Below are 22,867 nucleotides of genomic sequence, written 5' to 3' on the forward strand. Positions count from 1 at the left end.
ATATTATTGGAAGTCTTGCATGTTCCAGTTGCCAATATCAGCAGCAGGACCTTCACCACCCTCTTGACCATCTGCACCAAGAGTGAAGATATCAATCGTGCCATTATCGCCAGGGCTTAGGTATTGGTACTCATTACCCCAAGGGTCGTTTGGCAGGCGCTTGATGTAACCACCATCACGGTAGTTGCGTGGCTCAGGGTTAGACGGTTTTGTAACAAGCGCGTCTAGACCTTGGTCTGTTGTTGGGTAAACGCTGTTATCCAACTTGAACATATCCAACGCATTTTCTAGCGCCACAATGTCTGTGATCGCTTTTTGTTGGTCTGCTTTTTCTTTGTTACCCAATAGGTTTGGCACAACAAAACTTGCCAAGATACCCAAAATAACCACAACGACCATTACTTCTAAAAGTGTAAAGCCGCGCTGTTTACTACGCTTAAATTTCATTGTTTTCTCCAAAAGTTAGATTCAAGCCATATCATCAATAGACACGTCTTAACCCGAATTTTATCCGCTCATTAAGTTATTCATTTCCAACATTGGCATTAATGTCGCCATTACGATGAAAAGCACAAGGCCTGCCATCAATGCAATCAATGCTGGTGTAAACACACCCAAAGCAATATTAACCGTTGATTCAAAGTTTTGGTCTTGGTTATCAGCCGCTCGTGTGAGCATGCTTTCTAGCTCACCACTTTGCTCACCACTGGCAATCATATGTAGCATCATTGGTGGAAACAAACGAGTTTGATCAAGGGCTTTTCTTAAACTCGCCCCCTCGCGCACATTATCCGCGGCAACCAACACTTGCTGCTTTACATAGCGGTTTGACATCACGTCTACTGCAACGCGCATCCCCTCAAGAATAGGAATGGCACTTGAAGTACAAATCGAGAGCGTGCGTGCAAAACGGGCCGTGTTCAAACCTTTAGAAATCTTACCCAGCAATGGCATGCTCAGAATTTTTCTGTCCCACGCTAGACGAAAGTTTGGTTTTTGTAACGCTAATTTTAGGCCGTAGAAAAACACCACGACCACACCAAAAATAATCAAACCCCAATTCTGAATAAACTCGCTGGCCGCAAGCAAAATCTGCGTTGATTGAGGCAACTCTTGCCCCATCTGAATGATAGGTTCAATAATTTTAGGCACGACCGTTGCCAACAAGAAAGAGACAATCGCCACCGCAAAGACCACTAAAACAACCGGATAAATCATAGCCTGCAAGAGTTTAGAGCGCATCTTTTGACGGTTCTCGACATACTCTGCCAAGCGTTCCAATACGGTATCCAAGTGGCCGGATTTTTCACCCGCCGCAACCATGGAACGAAATAACTCATCAAAGACATGCGGATAGTCACCTAAGCTGTCCGCTAGCGGATAACCCTCCGTAACTTTAGAACGAACGGCAGCAATCATGGTCCGAATACGTGGCTTTTCCGCTTGCTCTGATACGGCTTTTAAACACTCTTCCAACGGCATGCCGGATTGCACCAACGTAGAAAGTTGACGTGTTATCAAAGCCAGTTCAGCCGTTTTTATGCCACGTTTAAAACCAACCGAACCAGAAGACTTTGCCGCTTTGGCTTTGGCTTCCATGACCTCAACAGGAATCATTCCCTGCTCTTTTAGGCGTTGGCGCACCTGACGGGCGTTGTCCCCCTCAATCGTGCCTTTTTTCTGTTTGCCTTTCGCATCCAGCGCTTTGTATTCAAATGCCGCCATTACGCTTCCTTGGTTACTCGCATGACTTCTTCAAGTGACGTAATGCCAAGGCGCACTTTGCTCAAGCCATCGCTACGAATACTTGGTGTATGTGCACGAACGGCTTTTTCTACTTCTTGTTCACCCGCTTCGCTATGGATAAGCTCTTGAACTTTGTCATCAACCATCAATAGTTCATGAATACCCGTTCGGCCACGGTAACCTTTTTGGTTACAGGCCTCACATCCTTTAGCGCGATGTAAAACTAAAGATTCTGTCTCTTCCATTTCAAACAGTTTCTTCTGTTCTTTATCCGCTTCATACGGCTCTTTACAATCCGAACACAGCGTACGTACGAGACGTTGAGCCAGTACACCAAGCAAAGAAGAAGAAATAAGGAATGGTTCAATGCCCATATCACGGAGACGTGTAATCGCACCAACGGCTGTGTTGGTATGCAGCGTCGACATCACTAAGTGACCAGTCAACGAGGCCTGAACCGCAATCTGAGCCGTTTCCAAGTCACGGATCTCACCCACCATCACAACATCCGGGTCTTGACGCAGGATCGCGCGCAAACCACGAGCAAACGTCATGTCCACTTTCGGGTTAACTTGCGTCTGGCCGATACCATCGATATCGAATTCGATCGGATCTTCCACCGTTAAAATGTTGCGCTCGTTGCTGTTGATCTCTTGCAGGCCAGCATACAAGGTCGTGGATTTACCCGAACCCGTTGGGCCCGTCACCAAGATGATGCCATGCGGACGTTGGATCAGATGAGCAAAGTTATGGTGTACTGAAGGCGTCATGCCTAAGCTGTGCAAATCAAGGCGGGTAGCGTTCTTATCCAATAGACGCATTACCACACGCTCACCATGTGATGACGGCATGGTTGAAACACGTACGTCGACCGCACGCCCACCAATACGCAATGAAATACGCCCATCTTGTGGCACGCGTTTCTCTGCAATATCCAGTTTGGCCATTACTTTCACGCGGGAAACCAGTAATGGTGCGAGTTTGCGGCTTGGGGTTAATACCTCACGCAACACACCATCGACACGGAAACGAATAGACAGCGTTTTCTCGAATGTTTCGATATGAATGTCCGAAGCACCCTCTTTAATCGCTTCACCAAGCATGGCGTTAATCAACTTGATAATTGGCGCATCATCTTCGGACTCAAGTAAGTCTTCATCATGCGGTAACTCTTCTGCCAACGAGAAAAAGTCATCGCTATCTGCACCAATATCTTCCATCAATTGACGAGCTTCAGATGAGTCACGCTGATACGCTTCAGTGAGCTTCTTATCAAACGCATCTTTATCCATCACTTGCGGGATAAAATTCTGTTTCAGTACACGGCGCACTTCAACCAGAGCCGCTGGATTAAGCGGCTCCACATAGTAAAGAATTGGAGGGCGCTCTGGGTGCTCCGTCTCCAATACCAGTTTAAAGCGATTAGCAAAACTGAATGGCAGACGACGCATACTTGGCGCTGTGTCTAACATATCAACCATTACTTCACTTCCATTTGATCAATGAATGCTTGGATTTCAGCTGGGTGCTTACGCTCACGACCAAACTCAGGCAGAACTGGGATGTTGTCATCCGACATCAGCTTCAAGCCTTGTTCTTGGTTGTATAGTTGCTCTGCACGAATAAAGTTGTACTTACGCTGAGTAATACCATCTGCCGTCATGCCATCACGAATAATGGTTGGCTTAATGAACACCATCAGGTTTTTCTTCTCTACTTGAGTACTGGTCGATTTGAACAGATGACCAAGAACCGGAATATCACCAAGCAGCGGTACTTTCGATTCACTCTCTAGTGCACGCTCATCAATAAGCCCACCTAGTACCAACATTTGACCGTCTTGTACCATCACTGAAGTATTTAATTGACGCTTAGCAAAACGCACGTCCACCGCACCATTGGCACCCAACACGTTTGACACTTCTTGTTCAATATTCAGCTGAACAGAGTCTCCCTCGTTGATCTGAGGCACGACTTTCAGCTTGATGCCCACTTCTTTGCGATCCACCGTTTGGAATGGGTTATCGTTGTTTGAACCTGCGGTTGAGCCAGTAATCACCGGCACTTCTTCACCAACAATAAATGATGCCTCACCGTTGTCCATCACGGTAATGCTTGGTGATGACAAGATGTTCGAGTTCGAATCTGATGACACTGCGCTGATCAATGCTGTCCAGTCGCCCATTACGATGCTCATTGCAGCACCGTTCACGCCACCTAATGCCGCAGCCAGTGTTGAATAATCACCCTCTTCAGTGAACTCACGGGTTTCCCAGGCACCGTTACCATTCTCGCCACCGCTAGAGTTCCAATAACTTTCAGTTTTCGTAACATCTTTGGCTTCCTCTAAGCCAACCATTACTTGACCAATTGGTGCACCAGTATTGCTGTATTGGATCATCGCACCCGTTTCGAGGTTACCCCACTGAACGCCGAGGTTCACACCGTCACCCTCTGCCATCTCCACGATCAATGCTTCAATCAATACTTGAGCACGACGGATATCCAGCTGAGCAATCACATCTTGCAGTGCAATCATAATATCTGGCGGCGCAGTCAACACGAGAGAGTTGGTCGCTTCATGAGATGCAATCACCACTTCGCCACGCTTCGCACTTGATGCGCCTTTCTGGCCTGCTTGTTTCTCTGCTTGCAAGTTATCAGACACGCCTTTTAGTACATCAACCAAATCTTCCGCTTTCGCATACTTGAGGTAAACCACTCGGTTATTACCTTTGGTTGCCATTTCGATATCAAGTTGACGAATCAAACGTTTAAGACGAGCACGCACTTTTGGATCGCCAGAAATTAGGATGGAGTTCGTGCGCTCATCTGCCACGATTTTCGGCTCAAGAAATTCTGGTGTGCTTTTTTGTGCCGTAGTTTTGTTCAACGCATCAATAATGCGCACCATTTCTGCTGCCGATGCATTTTGAAGCTCAACCAGCTCAATATTTCTATCACCCGCTTGGTCAACACGTTTAATGATTTCCGCGAGGCGATTCACCACGGCTGCTCGGCCTGTGATTAAGATGATGTTCGCTGGATCATAGTGCACCACGTTACCGGCACCTGCGTTATTGATCAGCTGACGTAATAACGGAGAAAGTTCACGTACCGATACGTTACGTACCGCAACAACACGGGTGATCACGCTATCGCCTGGCTCAGCATTACCGCTCACAACTGGGATTGCCGATGTTTTCGCGTCTTTTGCTTTGATCACTTTCAGGACGTTATTGTCCATCTCAACAACCGCGTAGCCGTATACTTCGAGAACATTCAGGAAGAAGCTGTAGTATTGTTCTTCGTTTAAAACATCATAACTACGTACATCGATTTTACCGCGTACAGATGGATCAACGATGATGGTCTTTTCTAGATTACGACCCACAATGTTGATGAATTCTTGAATGTCAGTGCCTTTGAAACTTGCACTAAACTCGTTCGCCATCGCACCAGGCGCGCACAGGAGCGTTCCTGCCAGTAGCCAAGTGCTTTTGCTAAACCAATGTTTCACGTATGTCTCCCTGAACTTACGCCGTTCGCCTAAGTCTTACAATTGGATATAGATATCGTACTGTTGGCCATCGCGCTCAACAGTCAGATTAAGTTCTTGTGGATCGTTCATCACTTGCATCAGTTGCACTGAAGAAGATGGATCACTTAGATCGATCCCATTAAGTTGCACCGCAATATCGCCCGCCTTTAGACCGACATCATTAAACAATGATGCATCACGTCCCGGAGATACACGGTAGCCTGCAATTCCCCCGTCTTTTTTCACTGGAGAAATATTGATGTACTTAAATACGCTTTGTGGGTCTTGAGCAATTTCTTCACGGATTTGCTCTAATTTATCGCCAACAGCGGCATTGTCGCTTGGTTTCGCAACTGGACGTGCGGCTTGTGGGCTTTCTGACAATTTTTTGTACTCAATACCTTGCAGCATCAAGGTTTCATCTCGACCTTGGTTATCGATAATGACTCGATCCACCAAAACCGCTTTCAATGTTGCGCGAGTGCCTTCAATTTCTTCACCAATACCATAGGTCGCTTGTTTGCCACGGTTTGCGATCACCGCAAGGCTGGTTTTCACATTGCTACTGGCAACGGCACCGACTAAAGTTAAATTAAGGCGTGTCTTTGGTGCATCTTGGACGACCGGTTGCTCAACAATCACTGGCTTTTGCTCGGTGTATTTACCAAACAAATGCGCATTTTGCAGTGCATTAAAGTCGATCGTGTTTTTTGCGGTGTTTGATTCGACGCGGCTCGCCGATGGACGCCATTGAACGACATCGGTGCTTTGAGGGACGGATAGCCACACCAATTTTCCGAGCACCCAAGCCGTTAGTGCAATAAAAAGACAAGTCAGTAGCAAGCTGAGTTTGGCTTGAATGGCATGATTGTTGGACTTGATATGAGTCAGTAGCGAGCGACTTGATAATCCTGCACTTAGCTCTAAACGCTTCACTGAACGAATTCCTTTATTCTAACGTCAGCCGTCCTGTTTTATACGCGGAAATCGACTCTACGTTGCTAAAATTGCAATAAATTTACTACTCAACAAATAGCGGAAAATTATATCATAACTTGCCTTTTGTACCTTTTTTCTTATGTAGTTTTTGCCAACTCCCTTGAAAAAAAAACACCTTGGCACCATCTGTAGGTGAATAATCCACCAGTCACTACACTATTCGTGTCGTGATTAGATAGCACTGAGTCCTATGAGTTCCGAAAATGAAGCCGTAAGGCTAGATAAATGGCTTTGGGCCGCCCGATTCTATAAGACCCGCTCCATTGCCCGTAATATGGTCGACGGTGGTAAAGTCCACTATAATGGCCAACGAAGCAAACCTAGCAAAATCGTTGAGCTCGGCGCAGAGATCCGTCTTCGTCAAGGTAACGAAGAAAAGACGGTGGTTATCGAGAAAATTTCTGACCGCCGTATGGGTGCTCCCATCGCACAAACGCTATACCGCGAAACTGAATCAAGTATCAGTCTACGTGAAGAGCAAGCGATGCAACGCAAACTCAACGCCCACAACCCTAGTCCGGAACGCCGCCCAGATAAAAAGCAGCGCCGAGACATCATTAAATTCAAACACCAATAAAGCCGGAATTACCGACGAGGAAAGCACTCCATGGCAAATAATGTTTTAAACCGCTACCTATTCGAAGATCTTTCTGTACGTGGCGAGTTGGTACAATTGGATGAAGCGTACCAACGTATTATCTCCAGCAAGGAATATCCGGCAGCACTACAAAAACTGTTGGGTGAGCTACTCGTTTCAACCACACTTTTAACGGCAACTTTGAAGTTCGAAGGCTCAATCACTATCCAATTGCAGGGTGATGGCCCAGTTTCTCTTGCGGTTATCAATGGCGACCATGATCAAAAGATCCGCGGTGTTGCACGTTGGGAAGGCGATATTGCAGACGACGCAAGCCTGCACGATATGATGGGTAAAGGTTACCTAGTGATCACTATCGAGCCGAAGAAAGGTGAACGCTACCAAGGTGTGGTTGGCTTAGAGGGTGACACGCTAGCTGACGTTATCGAGGGTTACTTCGCTAACTCAGAACAGCTAAAAACTCGTATTTGGATCCGCACAGGCGAGCTTGATGGCAAAGCACATGCAGCAGGTATGATGATTCAAATCATGCCAGATGGCACAGGTACACCTGAAGACTTTGAGCACCTAGAGCAACTAACAAACACAGTAAAAGACGAAGAGTTATTTACGCTTGAAGCAAACGAGCTTTTATACCGTCTATACAACCAAGATACTGTTCGCCTATACGAACCACAACCGGTTGAATTCCACTGTGGTTGTTCTCGTGAGCGTAGCGGTGCGGCCATCATCACGTTAGACAAAGCTGAAGTTTATGACATTTTAGCAGAAGAAGGATCGGTTTCTTTACATTGTGATTACTGTGGCACGTCATACGCATTTGATGAACCTGCTATTACCGAACTCTATTCTGAAGCAGAACCAAACAATAAAACCCTGCATTAATTTTCATAGCTTATCAAGCATGTAATTTACCTATCAAAAGGCCAGCTTTACGCTGGCCTTTTTGTGATCCAACCCCCGCTACATCTAGCCTCGCTCGTAATAAAACAACTTCTTAATTTTAAAAGATTAATAATCGCTTTGCCCTAGCGCAATGGTTTGCGCGCACGATAAACTATTGAAACCAATATGTGACGGGACACCTAAAACCACACCTAAATAGTGGGTATTTTTTGAGCTATATCCCTGTTTTATTCCCGGCCCGTTGCTAGCATGGTGAGCAGATAAAAATAAAAAATTTCTTACAAATTCCCTACAAAATCCTTATAAGGAGCACCTATGACCGTTATGGAACATACTAAGGCTGCAACACTTGATCTCACTAAGCACGGACTGCATAACGTCAAAGAGGTTATTCGTAACCCAAGCTACGAAATGCTGTTCGAGGAAGAAACACGTGCTGACCTAGAAGGTTATGAACGTGGCGTGGTGACAGAACTCGGCGCAGTTGCCGTCGATACTGGCATCTTTACTGGTCGCTCACCAAAAGATAAATACATCGTAAAAGACGCAACCACAGAAGAACATATGTGGTGGACATCTGACGCGGTAAAAAATGACAACAAACCAATCAACAAAGAAGTATGGGACGACCTAAAAACGTTGGTGACTAATCAACTATCAGGTAAGCGCCTTTTTGTGATTGACGGTTACTGTGGTGCGAATCCAGACACTCGTCTGAGCATTCGTGTGATTACCGAAGTAGCGTGGCAAGCGCACTTCGTAAAAAATATGTTCATTCGACCATCAGAAGAAGAGTTGGCAACATTTGAACCTGATTTCGTTGTCATGAACGGTGCAAAATGCACAAACGAGAAGTGGGAAGAGCATGGTCTGAACTCTGAAAACTTCACCGTATTCAACCTAACAGAGCGCATGCAACTGATCGGCGGTACTTGGTACGGCGGCGAAATGAAAAAAGGCATGTTCGCGATGATGAACTACTTCCTACCGCTAAAAGACATCGCCTCTATGCACTGTAGTGCCAACATGGGCGAGGAAGGCGACGTCGCGATCTTCTTTGGTCTGTCTGGTACCGGTAAAACCACCCTATCAACGGATCCTAAACGGGCACTGATTGGTGATGATGAGCACGGTTGGGATGACGATGGCGTGTTCAACTTTGAAGGCGGCTGTTACGCGAAAACCATCAAACTATCAAAAGAGGCAGAGCCAGATATCTACAACGCCATCCGTCGTGATGCTCTGCTCGAAAACGTCACCGTACGCGGCGATGGCTCGATCGACTTTGATGACGGTTCTAAAACAGAAAACACCCGCGTATCTTACCCACTTCATCACATCGACAACATCGTGAAGCCGGTATCGAAAGGTGGTCACGCAAACAAAGTGATCTTCCTATCGGCTGACGCATTTGGTGTGCTTCCTCCAGTGTCAAAGCTGACACCGGAACAAACCAAATACCACTTCCTATCTGGTTTCACAGCGAAACTGGCTGGTACAGAGCGCGGCATCACTGAGCCAACGCCTACGTTCTCTGCTTGTTTTGGTGCGGCATTCCTAACACTTCACCCAACTAAATACGCTGAAGTGCTCGTAAAACGTATGGAAGCGGCTGGCGCAGAAGCTTACCTCGTCAACACTGGTTGGAATGGCAGTGGCAAGCGTATTTCTATCCAAGATACACGCGGCATCATTGATGCGATCCTTGATGGTTCAATTGAAGATGCGAAAACCAAGCACATTCCAATCTTCAATCTAGAGGTGCCAACATCGCTACCAGGTGTGGATCCAAGCATCCTAGACCCACGTGACACTTATGTTGACCCACTACAATGGGAAAGCAAAGCGAAAGATTTGGCAGAGCGCTTCATCAACAACTTTGATAAGTACACTGACAACGCGGAAGGTCAATCTCTCGTGAAAGCGGGCCCTCAACTCGATTAAACCATCAATGAAATCATGAGTGCCTCAAGCACAAAAATGATCATCAAGCCCCTCTTTTGAGGGGCTTTTTATTGAATCCCTACCAAGATTGATACAAGCTTAGGCCTATCAAAGTAAGTCGATACTCACTTACTCCATACTACATACAGGTTTTGGCAGGGATGAAAACAGCAGGTCGAATTCTAATTCTTATACTCATACTGGCGATCGTGCTTCCAGCCGCCTTTGTGACTCTGCTTACCACCTCTTATTCTCGCCAAGTGTGGGATCAGTTTGCCAATCTTGTCGACCTCCCTCTGCAAGTCGACAACATTCAGTATGATTTTCCTTACCATATAACGCTCTATGGCGTGGCGACCAAACAAGAAAAGCTCCCTTTCATTGAGCAAGTCGACCTATGGTTAAACCCAGACATCCGCCGCGATGGAACATGGATTGTCGATAGCTTGCTGCTCGATGGCCTGAGTTTGCAACGCGGCCTACCGACACTGCCAAACCTTAGTCATGTGTACTTTCATCAAGTAGCATTAAAGAACATTGACTATGCTGATGAGTCATTCAGTATCAATGGGTTAAATTTGCAAATCCAAGAACCGACTTGGGCGAGCCCATCACAGCCACTGCCATATGGTCAGATCCAACTCTCCGCCGAGCAGTTGTATTGGAATGGTGAAGCATTAAATAAACTGCTTATCGATATCGACTACAAAACACAAGACAGTACGCTATATGGGGCATCCTTTAACTGGCGAGGAAGTGAAGTCTCTGGTCAAGCGGAGCAATATCCGCAAGGTTGGTCATTGGTGAATGTGACCATCGACAAACTGAATATCAACAACACTCAACTGCAATCCTTACTCGCTAAGCCTTGGCAAGAACTGCCTGTCCATATCCATCACATAAACAGTGTCGACTTGCTCAATGCTGAGATTGAATACGGTAACTGGCACTGGCAAAACTTAGAATTATCCGTAGAAAATGCCACTCTGCCCATATCTCTGTGGGAGACAACCGCGCAGATTTCTCTACAAGCTGACAGCGTCAGTTTTCGAGGACAAACGGCGGTTGAACCTCGCTTGAATGCTCAATTCAAACCTGACTCCATTCAACTACAAGAGCTGAGCTTCGATTGGCAACAAGGTTCGGTACAAGTCTCCGGAGACTTGGAGCCAGAACACTGGAAAATTAACACTGCGACCATCAGTGGATTAAAGTGGGCCATCCAGCCAGAAGACAAGAATGATTGGTGGCAGGCTGCTACAGAGAAGCTCCAGCAAGTCGATATTAAACAGCTTGAGATTGATCGTAGCCAGATCATCCAACTCTCACATCCGCCCTATTGGCAACTTTCGGGTTTAAACCTAGACGGTCATCAACTCACTGTAAAACATACTCATGGACGCTGGGGAGTCTGGAATGGCAAGCTCAATGCCAGTGTCGTTAACGCAAGCTACGATCAAGTATTGTCATCCCACGCTGCGCTCTCAACGGAGAGCGAAAATGGTTTCTGGCAATTAACACGCTTATTCGCGCCGCTTGAGCAAGGCTATATCGAGGGATTTGGTCAATATGATCTTAGCGCCCCTAGCCAGCCATGGGGGCTAAACCTCAATGCCGACGGTCTCCCTTTGCAATTAGTTCGTCCATATTTGCCACCAGCACTAGCCCTGAATGGCTTCTCTGATTTAAGTCTCGACTTACAAGGGCTTGGCGGTGATCAAAGCATGCTCGCTTACAGTTTATCTGGCAAGGTCGCCGCGAACTTGCGCGATACCACATTAACATCGCAATCAGACCAATCCTTAAAAACCGTCATGATCAGCCCAATTCAGTTGAAAGCTCAGCGTGGTGAAGTAACGATGCAACCAGTCACTATCTCTGGCAAAGCGATAACGGGTTCGATATCTGGCGGATTTGATATGGCAAACGATCCTCTCAATGGTGTGGTCTATCAGCTCAAGGATTTATGTGGAAAAGTCCAAGGAGACCTCTTTAGCCGCGATGTAGAGCTAAATGAATGTGTCACTCAATCAGAACCTGCAAAAAAAGAAAAGGATCCCTCAGAGGCGCCTACTGCTGCTCCAGTTGGCGACATAAACATTGAGCACCATGAAGAGTTCAACGAAGTGGTCACGGAAGAAGATGAGTACAAGACGGTGGCAGACTCAACAGCTCAGTAATTTTGAGTAGTTAGGCAACAACATGTAAGTGCCCACAAAATCCACCGCAGGGACATCGCCACTGTAAATCACAACATGAATAACAATACGAGCTTTTCGCCCTGATGCTAAGCGGTCTAAATCCCCACTGATGCCATCTAAAGAAGTACTCGCTACCGGGTTTTGCTCAACAGGATGACGATATCGAATCGAGCTATCTGCCAACACAATATCACCATGCAAACCACGCTCTTTCATGAGTAGCCACGTCATCCCCCACCCGGTTAAGGTTGCAAGAGTAAACGCGGAGCCTGCAAACATCGTGTTATGCGGATTCAAGTTAGGATTAAGCTGCGCACTGCACTCAAACTGGTAGCCCGTGTACTGATTGATTTTTATCCCCATCTTATCCGCAATGGGAATTTGCGCTTCCCAACGTTCCTGTAGCTCCGTACACCAATCTGGTCGACGCAGCACATCAGCCATGGGATCGAGCGGCTTGACCATTTGTTGGTGACGCACTGGTCCTCGCTCATCGGTTAATTCACCACGGCGCTCAAAGCCATTTTTTTCATAGAATGCGATCGCATCTTCACGCGCATTACACACCAGACGTTTCGCGCCCTCTTGTCGAGCGAGCGACTCTAGCGCGACCAATACCAGCGAGCCCATCCCCTTGGTACGACGATTATTTTTCACCGCCATATAACGGATTTGCCCGTCGTTATCAGGCGTGATATACAAGCGACCAATCGCCATTGGACGACCACGGCTGTCGGTGATCATGCGGTGGTGGCTCATCCCGTCGTATTCATCTCTCTCGGAACCCACAGGCATTCGCCAAGGCTCTCGCAACAATTGCCAACGAAATTGATAGTACTTTTTGAGCTGATTTTCTGTTTTTGGTGTGATGAGCTTGAACATATCAATCCTTTGAAAGTACAAATCAAATAGAAGTCTTAGATGCAATACCCAAGCAAATTCGGTTTACTTGGGCTTAAAGCTTAGACTACATCGCTAAGGTTACCAGATTAGACCTGTAGCCAGAATGTCACAGGTCCATCGTTAATGAGTGACACTTTCATATCGGCAGCAAAACGGCCTCGCTGCGTAGGCAGTTCTTGCTCACACAAATCAGAAAAGTAGTCATAAAGACGCTCGGCATCCGTCGGATGTGCGCCGCGAGAAAAGCCTGCTCGCGTGCCTTTTTGGTATCTGCGGGTAGCGTAAATTGAGACACCACCAATACCTGACCGTTCACTTGTTTTACGTTGAGGTTCATTTTCCCCTCGTCATCTTCAAATACTCGGTAAGTGGTCACACGCTCCATCAGACGCTTTGCTTTTGCTTCATCATCGTCCTTTTCTACACCAAGTAGGACAAGTAGACCTTGGTCGATTTCACCCACCACTTCACCGTCCACTCGAACGGCCGCTTCACTGACGCGTTGAATTAGCGCTATCACGACTCTCTTTTCCTTCATCTGTTAATTGAAATTCTGCCGTCGAGTGTATCATTTCTAAGTTATCACTCCAGTGCTCTCTCTCTCCTAACGATGCCGTGACTTCCGCACCAATCAGCACGATCAGCCAACACAGATACACCCAAACAAACAGGATAGGGATCGCAGCTAACGCTCCGTAAATCAACTGATACGATGGGAATTGCGTAATATAGAACGCAAAGCCTTTTTTACTGAACTCAAACAAAATCGCCGCAGCCGCAGCTCCTAAACTCGCATGTGTGAGGTAAACTTTTTTATTTGGAACCAATAGGTACAGTCCCATAAACGCAAAGAATGAAAGCAACAGCGGAAGCCAACGCAAAAACAGATCATAAGCCCCCGACAACGTTTCATTCTCGATGAGTCTTAATGACGTTACATAAGACGTAGCCGCAATACTCGCTCCAACCATGATTGGCCCAAGCGTTAATACCATCCAATACATTGAGAACGAAAACACTGGACGACGTTTATCGCTCACTCGCCAGATGTAGTTAAGATTCTTGTCGATGTTAGAAATCAGCATCAAAGCGGCGACAAACAAAAACGCACCACCTACCGCGGTCATTTTACCAGTATTCGCCACAAACTCTTGCAGCGCGGTTCTCACCGCATCCCCTGAGGCTGGGACAAAATTATCAATGATGTAACCTTGCAGCACTTCACCAACATTCGCAAAAACCGGAAACTTAGACAATATTGATAGCAACACGGTCAACATCGGCACAATGGACAACAAAGTGATATACGCGAGGTAGCCAGCATTTACGTTAACCCGATCGTGCGTCATTCGTTTGAGAAGATATTTAAAAAACGCGACACTGCCTGGTACAAGTCTTGTTAATCTCACCTTGTAACTCTCTGATAACTGGTTCATAGTTCATCCCATAGATTAGCGTCGAGGACATAAGAATGCCTTATTTATTAGCAATTGTACTATCAATTTTCACCTTAACTGGTTGTCAATCGGCTTATTATTCCGCAATGGAACAAGTGGGCTATCACAAACGCGAAATCATGGTTGATCGAGTTGAAGATGCCAAAGAGTCGCAGCAAGACGCGCAAGAAGAATTCACCAGCGCTTTAGAAGCCCTTTCAGCTTTGACCAATTTTAATGGCGGTGAATTGGAAAGCGTTTACAACAACATAAACGATAAATACGAAGACAGCGAAAAAGCCGCACAGGACGTTCGTGACCGTATTGCAGCGATTGAAGATGTGTCTGATGCCTTATTTGCAGAATGGCAAGACGAGCTAGACCTATACACCAGTGCTAAGCTGCGCCGTTCTAGCGAGCAGAAGTTGCGTGAAACCAAAGCGTCTTACAAAACCATGCTCAGTGCGATGAAGCGTGCTGAGAGTAAAATGACACCCGTTCTAAATACATTGCGCGATAACACGCTTTACCTCAAGCATAACTTGAACGCGAGTGCGATTGGCTCACTAAAAGGTGAGTTCTCAAGCCTAGAGAAAGACATCCAATACGCTATCAAACAAATGAATGCCGCGATCGCTGAATCAGATAAGTTCCTACAACAGTTGAATCAAAAGTAAGTCTTTAAAAGCTCCTCCTCGTGAGGAGCTTTTAATTTATGATCTCATCAACGAAACCAACGACGCTTCGAACAAACTCAACCCTTTCTCTTATTGTGCCCCATGGCACGTCAACGACCTTATAACCAAGCTCTCCATAAGTGTCGACAAGCATTTGATGGATTTGCATCGCCTCTTCAAAGCTGTGAGGACGTACTTCGTCTTGCACGTAGATAGACGCTTCTGGCCGACAAACGAACACTTGATCGTGATATCCAGCACTGCCCGCTATAAATTCAGGCCCCACATGACAGCCTCCCACTTGAAGGTACGCCACAATGTCTGGAATTGCTCGGTCAACAAAAGCCAACGAGTGCTCTAAAGCCTCTCTCTTTTGCTTTCCCATTAACTCTAGACATAGTTGGGCGAATGCTGGCAGATTCGTCCAAGGAAGAGCGCCATTAGGCAAACGGCTTTGTTCGGTAATTAGGTAACGAGATGCCTCTTCAAACGTGGCATAACCAACATCGGCGAGCGCTTTAATGAGCGTGGTTTTTCCCGCTCCCGGCCCCCCGGTAATGATAATGGGCTTCATACATCCCCTTTAAATTAGTAATGACGACGGCAGGTTTGACGCACAACAGGCAATAAAAAACCCTAAGTCGCAATACGGCTTAGGGTTTTCTTATATCAGCTAATCTAAATTAGATGATTATTTCGCATCACGTGAAGCACGTTTACGATCGTTTTCAGTCAAGTGACGTTTACGAATACGGATGCTTTCTGGTGTTACTTCTACTAGTTCGTCATCATCGATGAATTCTAGCGCTTGCTCTAGCGTGAATTTGATTGCTGGAGTAAGAACCTGTGCTTCATCAGTACCAGATGCACGAACGTTCGTTAGTTGTTTACCTTTCAGACAGTTTACTGTTAGGTCGTTTGAACGGTTGTGAATACCGATAACTTGGCCTTCGTAAACTTCATCAGCGTGCTCAGCAAATAGACGACCACGTTCTTGAAGGTTAAACAGTGCGTAAGTCAGTGCTTTACCTGTTGCGTTCGAGATCAGAACACCGTTGTTACGTTGACCGATAGTACCGCCTTTGTGTGGGCCGTAGTGATCAAACGAGTGGTATAGAAGACCTGAACCAGATGTTAGCGTCATGAACTCAGTTTGGAAACCGATCAGACCACGTGATGGCATCATGAAGTCCATGCGAACACGGCCTTTACCATCTGGAGACATATCAGTCAGTTCGCCTTTACGAAGACCGATTGCTTCCATGATACCGCCTTGGTTTTCTTCCATAACGTCGATAGTTACAGTTTCAAACGGTTCTTGTAGGTTACCATCTTCATCACGCTTGATGATTACTTCTGGACGAGATACTGCTAGCTCGAAACCTTCACGACGCATGTTTTCGATCAGGATAGATAGGTGAAGCTCACCACGGCCTGATACGCGGAAGCGATCTGGGTTGTCAGTTTCTTCAACGCGCAGTGCAACGTTGTGTACCAATTCTTTCTGTAGACGCTCAAGGATGTTACGTGAAGTAACGAACTTACCTTCTTTACCCGCAAACGGAGAAGTGTTTACTTGGAACGTCATCGTTACTGTTGGTTCATCAACAGAAAGCGGAGTCATTGCTTCAACGTTGTTCACGTCACAGATAGTGTCAGAGATTTTAAGCTCGCCAAGACCTGTGATTGCAATGATGTCACCAGCATTAGCTTGCTCGATGTCATGACGCTCTAGGCCAAGGTAGCCCATTACTGTGCCCACTTTACCGTTGCGTTTCTTGCCATCTGCGCCAACGATTGTAACTTGTTGGTTAGGACGTACAGTACCGCGAGTTACACGCGCAACACCGATAACACCTACGTATGAGCTGTAATCTAGCTGAGAGATTTGCATTTGTAGTGGACCGTCTAGGTCAACTTGAGGTGCTTCAACTTGGTCAACGATAGTTTGGAATAGTGGTTCCATGTTCTCGCCAGTTTCACCTTCTTCTAGCGTCGCCCAACCGTTAAGTGCTGATGCGTAAACCACTTTAAAGTCTAGCTGTTCATCAGTTGCACCTAGGTTGTCGAATAGGTCGAACACTTGGTCCATAACCCAGTCAGGACGTGCGCCAGGACGGTCAATCTTGTTGATTACAACGATTGGCTTAAGACCGTGAGCAAATGCTTTTTGCGTTACGAAACGAGTTTGCGGCATTGGGCCGTCAACTGCGTCAACGATAAGTAGTACTGAGTCTACCATCGACATGATACGTTCTACTTCACCACCGAAGTCCGCGTGTCCCGGAGTATCTACGATGTTGATGCGGTAATCATTCCAGTTAATTGCTGTGTTTTTAGCAAGAATGGTAATACCACGTTCTTTTTCGATGTCGTTTGAGTCCATGACTCGCTCTTCAGCTTCGCCGCGAGACTCTAGAGTACCTGATTGTTGTAGTAGTTTATCAACCAGTGTTGTTTTACCGTGGTCAACGTGCGCGATGATCGCGATATTTCTTAATTTATCAATCTGTGGAGTAGCCATGGATTTGATTCACTTAGATAGATGAAATGCCCCCACGCTGAGAACGGGTGCTCTCTGGTGACATTTGCTGATTAAAAAAACGGCCATAATGTACCAGATTTTAGCAAAAAGCATAGAAATATGTGATCTACTCCCGAGCATTTCTGTCAAATTTACGCTTAACGCTCACTTTCTGGTGTATAGCGGATTGATTCAGCTCAATTTTATCCTAATCCCCGTTAATAGAAATTGACCAGCGCTCAAAAAACAGGCTGAATGAACAATAATATTGTCACATGATGGTGCAACACTTTCCGATTGCACCAAATTAGTGCTTCGATAGATCATTTTGGTGCAATCGTTTGCACCAAATGCGCACTTAAAACCATAACCAGCTGAAAATAAAGGAATATTATTTTTGGCACGGTTTTAGCTTTAGAGAAACAAGCATCGATTAACGATATGTCAAACAGATTAATCAATGCTGGATTTTATCAACGATTCATAAATCGAGCTTTCACCGCTTTAATAACACTGGAGGTTATCCAAGATGTCAGTAGAAAACGTTTTATCGCTAATTCAAGAAAACGAAGTTAAGTTTGTTGACCTACGCTTCACTGATACAAAAGGTAAAGAGCAGCATATTACGATCCCTGCTCACCAAATCGACGCTGACTTCTTTGAAGAAGGTAAAATGTTCGATGGTTCATCAGTTGCTGGCTGGAAAGGCATCAACGAATCAGACATGGTAATGATGCCTGACGCATCTTCTGCTGTTCTTGACCCATTCACAGAAGACGCAACGCTAAATGTTCGTTGTGACATTCTTGAGCCTGCAACTATGCAAGGCTACGACCGCGACCCACGTTCAATCGCTAAACGCGCTGAAGACTACATGCGCTCTACTGGTATCGCAGACACCGTTCTTGTTGGTCCAGAGCCAGAGTTCTTCCTATTTGATGACGTGAAATTCTCTAACGATATGTCTGGTTCATTCTTCAAGATTGATGACGTAGAAGCAGCATGGAACACAGGTTCTGACATCGAAGGTGGTAACAAAGGTCACCGTCCAGGTGTTAAGGGTGGTTACTTCCCAGTAGCTCCAGTTGACTCATCTCAAGACATTCGCTCTGCAATGTGTCTAATCATGGAAGAAATGGGCCTAGTGGTTGAAGCTCACCACCACGAAGTGGCAACTGCTGGTCAAAACGAAATCGCAACACGTTTCAATACGCTAACGACAAAAGCGGATGAAATCCAAATCTACAAGTACGTGGTTCACAACGTTGCTCACGCATTTGGTAAGACAGCGACATTCATGCCAAAACCACTTGTAGGCGACAACGGCTCAGGTATGCACGTTCACCAATCTCTAGCAAAAGACGGTGTAAACCTATTTGCTGGTGACAAGTACGGCGGCCTTTCTGAAACGGCACTTTACTACATCGGTGGTATCATCAAACACGCTCGTGCAATCAACGCGTTTGCTAACCCATCAACAAACTCGTACAAGCGTCTAGTACCAGGATTCGAAGCACCAGTTATGCTAGCGTACTCTGCTCGTAACCGTTCTGCATCTATCCGCATCCCAGTAGTTCCAAGCCCGAAAGCACGTCGTATCGAAGCTCGCTTCCCAGATCCAGCAGCAAACCCATACCTAGCGTTTGCTTCTCTACTCATGGCTGGTCTTGACGGTATCAAGAACAAGATCCACCCAGGTGAAGCAATGGATAAAGACTTGTACGACCTACCAGCGGAAGAAGCAGCTGAGATTCCAAAAGTAGCAGAGTCTCTAGAAGTCGCACTGAATGCACTCGATGCAGACCGTGAGTTCCTAACGGCTGGTGGTGTATTCTCTGATGACTTCATCGATTCATACATCGCACTGAAATCTCAAGATGTTGAGCGCGTGAACATGGCGACTCACCCACTTGAGTTCGAACTTTACTACTCTGTATAAGATGTAGACTGTGTAAGCACAGTAACAAAATCTTAGGCTCGCCTCGCAGGCGGGCCTTTTTTGTATTCGAACTAAAGATGCTGTCGTTTATAACGGCCAACACAATCAACAAGAGTTTCCGTATAGAAAGGAATGATGAGCAAAAAGAAAAAGAAAAATATGAACGCAAAAGTGCGCTTTTCTTTCGCGATTATTTTAATTTCATTTTCAACCGCAGCGCCTTGCACCCAAGAGATATTTACCTGGCTTGATGAAAAAGGCGTTCGTCACTTTAGTGACACTCCCCAAAAAGGGGCAGAAGTGACTGTTCTTCCCAATGTAAAAGTTAACACGTCAACGCCCGCGCTAAACCATCGTGCATCATTTGCGCTCAACGAGCTTCCTGAACACACACAACAAAAGCCACTTTCTTTAAAGATACTGGAGCCTCAGCACGATATGGTGATTCGCAGTAACCACGGCATCATCACGGTTCAGCTTAAATCCAATCGCCCCTTAGAAAGCACTGAGCAATTTCAATTACTCCTCGATGGTAAGCCCTATGGTACACCTCAACATAACTTAGACTGGCGACTGAATAACATCGACCGTGGCACACACATTTTGGCAGTCCAAACAATACGAAACGGCAAGCTTATTGCATCCACTATCCCTATAACGGTGCATTTACATAGAGCAAGCGTCAGTCCGAGCAATTAAGGGGCAAAGTAGAGAACAACGTGAGGAAAATCATTCTTTCTCTACGCTTTTTACTTTTTCTTCTCTGCCATATTCGCCATACTTACGTTCTAATGCACCATCGTGGTGCAAGGCACATTCATGACTCAAACAAGGACGTATTGTGGATACCAGTCTCCCTAGCGCTATTCTCGATAACATGGTGACAGCAACGTTAATTCTTGATGATGAGTTAGCGATTCGCTTTGCTAATCCTGCTGCGGAATTGTTGTTTTCACAAAGCGCTAAACGCATTGTCGATCAGCCGCTATCCCAACTCATTCAGCATGCCTCCATGGATTTAGCACTCCTGACTCAGCCTCTGCAAAGCGGCCAAAGCATTACCGACAGTGATGTTACCTTTGTGGTTGATGGACGCCCGTTGATGCTGGAAGTCACTGTTAGTCCGCTCACTTGGCAAAAGAAACTGATGTTACTTGTCGAGATGCGCAAGATTGATCAGCAGCGTCGTCTGACTCAAGAGCTTAATCAACACGCCCAGCAACAAGCAGCGAAGCTTTTGGTGCGGGGACTGGCCCATGAAATCAAAAACCCGTTGGGAGGATTGCGAGGCGCAGCACAGCTGTTAGAAAAGATGCTGCCCGATCCGTCGCTGACAGAATACACCCATATCATCATTGAACAAGCTGACCGATTACGAGCGCTGGTTGATCGCCTATTGGGCCCACAAAAACCGGGAAAGAAAAGCGAAGAGAATCTTCACCAAGTTTTGGAAAAAGTTCGCCAACTGGTTGAGTTGGAGTCACAACATAGTGTCGTGATTGAACGAGATTACGATCCGAGCTTGCCAGAAATATTGATGGATGCCGATCAAATCGAGCAAGCCATGCTTAACATCGTCAGTAACGCAGCGCAGATTCTGTCTCGCCAAGAGCATGGAAAAATCACAATTCGCACCAGAACGGTGCACCAAGCGAACATTCATGGCCAGCGTTGTAAACTCGCGGCTCGCATTGAAATCACTGACAATGGTCCGGGAATACCACCAGAACTACAAGATACCTTGTTCTACCCTATGGTCAGCGGCCGTGAGGGCGGAACCGGACTCGGACTGTCAATTTCACAAAACTTGATCGACCAGCACAACGGCAAAATAGACGTTGAAAGCTGGCCTGGCCACACCACTTTTACGATTTACCTGCCAATCTGACCCCATTCAATGGATCTGCTATGCGTCAGTTTTCGGCTTTTGCTGCAAGGATTAATTCATGAGTAAAGGATATGTTTGGGTCGTCGATGACGACAGTTCAATTCGCTGGGTAATGGAAAAGACCCTCTCCTCCGCAAACATTAAGTGCGAAACCTATGCGGATGGGGAAAGTGTTCTCATGGCTTTAGAGCGTGAAGTGCCTGATGTCCTAGTCTCTGACATTCGCATGCCTGGCATTGATGGCCTAGAACTGCTTAAACAACTGCAACAGAATTACCCCGATCTACCCGTGATCATTATGACCGCGCATTCGGATCTCGACGCGGCGGTGAATGCGTACCAAAAAGGGGCATTTGAGTATCTACCGAAACCCTTTGATATTGATGAAACACTGACACTTGTCGAGCGAGCTATCGCACATAGCCAAGAGAATAAGCGTGAACATTTGCTCCCTGATGATGTGCCAGCGGATACACCAGAGATCATTGGTGAAGCGCCTGCAATGCAAGAAGTGTTTCGTGCCATTGGCCGACTATCTCGCTCATCAATCTCAGTATTAATTAATGGCGAATCAGGGACGGGTAAAGAGCTCGTTGCTCATGCATTACATCGCCATAGTCCACGGGCAAATAAACCATTCATTGCACTCAACATGGCAGCCATTCCAAAAGACTTAATTGAGTCAGAGCTCTTTGGCCATGAAAAAGGCGCATTTACTGGCGCTAACAGTGTCCGTCAAGGGCGATTTGAACAGGCCAACGGAGGCACCTTATTCTTAGATGAAATCGGGGACATGCCGTTAGATATTCAAACTCGGTTGTTACGCGTACTTGCAGATGGGCAATTCTACCGCGTCGGTGGGCATTCTCCGATCAGTGTAGATGTTCGGATTGTCGCCGCCACTCACCAAAACTTAGAAAAACTGGTCCACAATGGCGATTTTCGTGAAGACTTGTTTCATCGTCTCAACGTGATTCGTGTGCAGATTCCCGCTCTTCGCGAGCGTCGACAAGATATCGAAAAGCTGACCCAACACTTCTTAGTGCGTGCCGCTGATGAACTCGGCGTTGAAACCAAAACCCTGCACCCATCATCCATTGATATCCTCAATCGTTTAGCTTGGCCCGGGAACGTGCGACAACTGGAAAATATTTGTCGTTGGCTAACCGTAATGGCCAGTGGCAGTGAAGTCCTTCCAAGTGATTTACCACCAGAATTACTGGAAGAGAAAAAAATTACGAAAGATTCTGAACATGGCAGTTGGCAAGAGCAATTATCTAAATGGGCGCGCAGTGCCCTTGCTGAGGGGGATAAAGAACTACTGTCGTACGCTTTGCCAGAGTTTGAACGTATAATGCTCGAAGCGGCACTCGAACATACTAAAGGTCATAAACAGGATGCCGCTAAAGTACTAGGTTGGGGACGTAACACCCTCACCCGAAAACTCAAAGAACTGTATTAATACAAAGTACCCAATAATTTGAACATTGGTTATCAAGCACGCAACAATATGCTCGCTTGATAGCCAAATTGTCAGTACAATTACGGTACACCACACCCTAAGT

At 46.2% G+C, this 22,867-nt stretch carries 18 protein-coding genes and 1 pseudogene; 9 read left to right on the forward strand and 10 right to left on the reverse strand.

Going from position 1 to position 22,867, the window contains the following annotated elements:
- Positions 1-3 precede the first annotated feature (3 nt).
- Genes gspG through gspC form a run of 5 tightly spaced genes read right to left on the reverse strand, consistent with a single transcriptional unit; the run spans position 4 to position 6,223 of the window.
- Complete coding sequence (gspG, locus tag KHN78_RS07055) at positions 4-447, reverse strand: type II secretion system major pseudopilin GspG (protein WP_211915601.1); 444 nt, start codon at positions 445-447, stop codon at positions 4-6.
- Positions 448-507: 60 nt separating this feature from the next.
- The gene (gene gspF, locus KHN78_RS07060) at positions 508-1,725 is read right to left on the reverse strand and encodes a type II secretion system inner membrane protein GspF (RefSeq protein WP_128812026.1); all 1,218 of its coding nucleotides are present in this window, start codon (positions 1,723-1,725) and stop codon (positions 508-510) included.
- On the reverse strand, positions 1,725-3,227 hold the full coding sequence (gene gspE / locus KHN78_RS07065; protein WP_128812030.1) for a type II secretion system ATPase GspE: 1,503 nt from the start codon (positions 3,225-3,227) through the stop codon (positions 1,725-1,727). The genes gspF and gspE overlap by 1 nt, the downstream gene beginning before the upstream one ends.
- Positions 3,227-5,266 (reverse strand): type II secretion system secretin GspD, encoded by a 2,040-nt coding sequence (gene gspD / locus KHN78_RS07070; protein WP_211915602.1) that lies wholly within the window; start codon positions 5,264-5,266, stop codon positions 3,227-3,229. The genes gspE and gspD overlap by 1 nt, the downstream gene beginning before the upstream one ends.
- A gap of 36 nt (positions 5,267-5,302) precedes the next feature.
- On the reverse strand, positions 5,303-6,223 hold the full coding sequence (gene gspC / locus KHN78_RS07075; protein WP_211915603.1) for a type II secretion system protein GspC: 921 nt from the start codon (positions 6,221-6,223) through the stop codon (positions 5,303-5,305).
- 253 nt (positions 6,224-6,476) lie between these two features.
- On the opposite strand from gspC, the gene hslR reads away from it, so the two are divergent.
- The 4 genes from hslR to KHN78_RS07095 all read left to right on the forward strand — a co-directional run bounded on the left by hslR (position 6,477) and on the right by KHN78_RS07095 (position 11,914).
- A complete protein-coding gene (gene hslR, locus KHN78_RS07080; RefSeq protein ID WP_128812034.1) occupies positions 6,477-6,863 on the forward strand; it encodes a ribosome-associated heat shock protein Hsp15 in 387 nt (128 codons plus the stop codon).
- Between the two features lie 30 nt (positions 6,864-6,893).
- Positions 6,894-7,769 carry an Hsp33 family molecular chaperone HslO gene (gene hslO, locus KHN78_RS07085; RefSeq protein ID WP_128812036.1) on the forward strand — a complete coding sequence of 292 codons (876 nt, stop codon included), beginning with the start codon at positions 6,894-6,896 and terminating at the stop codon, positions 7,767-7,769.
- 336 nt (positions 7,770-8,105) lie between these two features.
- Positions 8,106-9,734, forward strand: coding sequence for a phosphoenolpyruvate carboxykinase (ATP) (gene pckA / locus KHN78_RS07090; RefSeq protein WP_211915604.1), 1,629 nt, complete (start codon positions 8,106-8,108; stop codon positions 9,732-9,734).
- Positions 9,735-9,895: 161 nt separating this feature from the next.
- Positions 9,896-11,914: an AsmA family protein gene (locus tag KHN78_RS07095; protein ID WP_211915605.1), complete on the forward strand. Its 2,019-nt coding sequence runs from the start codon at positions 9,896-9,898 to the stop codon at positions 11,912-11,914.
- On the opposite strand, the gene KHN78_RS07100 is transcribed toward KHN78_RS07095, so the two are convergent.
- From KHN78_RS07100 to KHN78_RS07110, 3 genes and pseudogenes are all read right to left on the reverse strand, one after another.
- Positions 11,900-12,817, reverse strand: a complete 918-nt coding sequence (locus KHN78_RS07100; protein WP_128812042.1) for a bifunctional GNAT family N-acetyltransferase/hotdog fold thioesterase — start codon at positions 12,815-12,817, stop codon at positions 11,900-11,902. The two genes, KHN78_RS07095 and KHN78_RS07100, sit on opposite strands and share 15 nt — an antisense overlap.
- A gap of 107 nt (positions 12,818-12,924) precedes the next feature.
- Positions 12,925-13,376: pseudogene (gene dtd / locus KHN78_RS07105) on the reverse strand (D-aminoacyl-tRNA deacylase).
- Positions 13,330-14,274 carry a virulence factor BrkB family protein gene (locus KHN78_RS07110; protein ID WP_211915606.1) on the reverse strand — a complete coding sequence of 315 codons (945 nt, stop codon included), beginning with the start codon at positions 14,272-14,274 and terminating at the stop codon, positions 13,330-13,332. Before KHN78_RS07110 ends, dtd begins: the two are co-directional and overlap by 47 nt.
- Before the next feature lie 35 nt (positions 14,275-14,309).
- Between KHN78_RS07110 and KHN78_RS07115 the strand changes: the two genes are divergently transcribed.
- Positions 14,310-14,951, forward strand: a complete 642-nt coding sequence (locus tag KHN78_RS07115; RefSeq protein ID WP_211915607.1) for a DUF2959 domain-containing protein — start codon at positions 14,310-14,312, stop codon at positions 14,949-14,951.
- A 31-nt stretch (positions 14,952-14,982) separates the two neighbouring features.
- Here KHN78_RS07115 and KHN78_RS07120 read toward each other — a convergent pair whose 3' ends face one another.
- Together KHN78_RS07120 and typA are read right to left on the reverse strand one after the other, a co-directional pair.
- The gene (locus KHN78_RS07120) at positions 14,983-15,525 is read right to left on the reverse strand and encodes an AAA family ATPase (protein WP_211915608.1); all 543 of its coding nucleotides are present in this window, start codon (positions 15,523-15,525) and stop codon (positions 14,983-14,985) included.
- Between the two features lie 117 nt (positions 15,526-15,642).
- Positions 15,643-17,475 carry a translational GTPase TypA gene (typA, locus tag KHN78_RS07125; protein ID WP_211915609.1) on the reverse strand — a complete coding sequence of 611 codons (1,833 nt, stop codon included), beginning with the start codon at positions 17,473-17,475 and terminating at the stop codon, positions 15,643-15,645.
- 529 nt (positions 17,476-18,004) lie between these two features.
- Here typA and glnA point away from each other — a divergent pair.
- The 4 genes from glnA (at position 18,005) to glnG (ending at position 22,764) form a co-directional block, all read left to right on the forward strand.
- Positions 18,005-19,414 (forward strand): glutamate--ammonia ligase, encoded by a 1,410-nt coding sequence (gene glnA, locus KHN78_RS07130; protein ID WP_211915610.1) that lies wholly within the window; start codon positions 18,005-18,007, stop codon positions 19,412-19,414.
- A 159-nt stretch (positions 19,415-19,573) separates the two neighbouring features.
- Complete coding sequence (locus KHN78_RS07135; protein WP_211916522.1) at positions 19,574-20,113, forward strand: DUF4124 domain-containing protein; 540 nt, start codon at positions 19,574-19,576, stop codon at positions 20,111-20,113.
- A 142-nt stretch (positions 20,114-20,255) separates the two neighbouring features.
- On the forward strand, positions 20,256-21,302 hold the full coding sequence (gene glnL, locus KHN78_RS07140; RefSeq protein ID WP_211915611.1) for a nitrogen regulation protein NR(II): 1,047 nt from the start codon (positions 20,256-20,258) through the stop codon (positions 21,300-21,302).
- Between the two features lie 58 nt (positions 21,303-21,360).
- Positions 21,361-22,764, forward strand: a complete 1,404-nt coding sequence (glnG, locus tag KHN78_RS07145) for a nitrogen regulation protein NR(I) (protein ID WP_211915612.1) — start codon at positions 21,361-21,363, stop codon at positions 22,762-22,764.
- The last annotated feature ends 103 nt before the right edge of the window (positions 22,765-22,867 follow it).

It is taken from the genome of Vibrio sp. B1REV9 (genome assembly GCF_905175395.2).
Taxonomy (GTDB): Bacteria; Pseudomonadota; Gammaproteobacteria; order Enterobacterales; family Vibrionaceae; genus Vibrio; species Vibrio alfacsensis.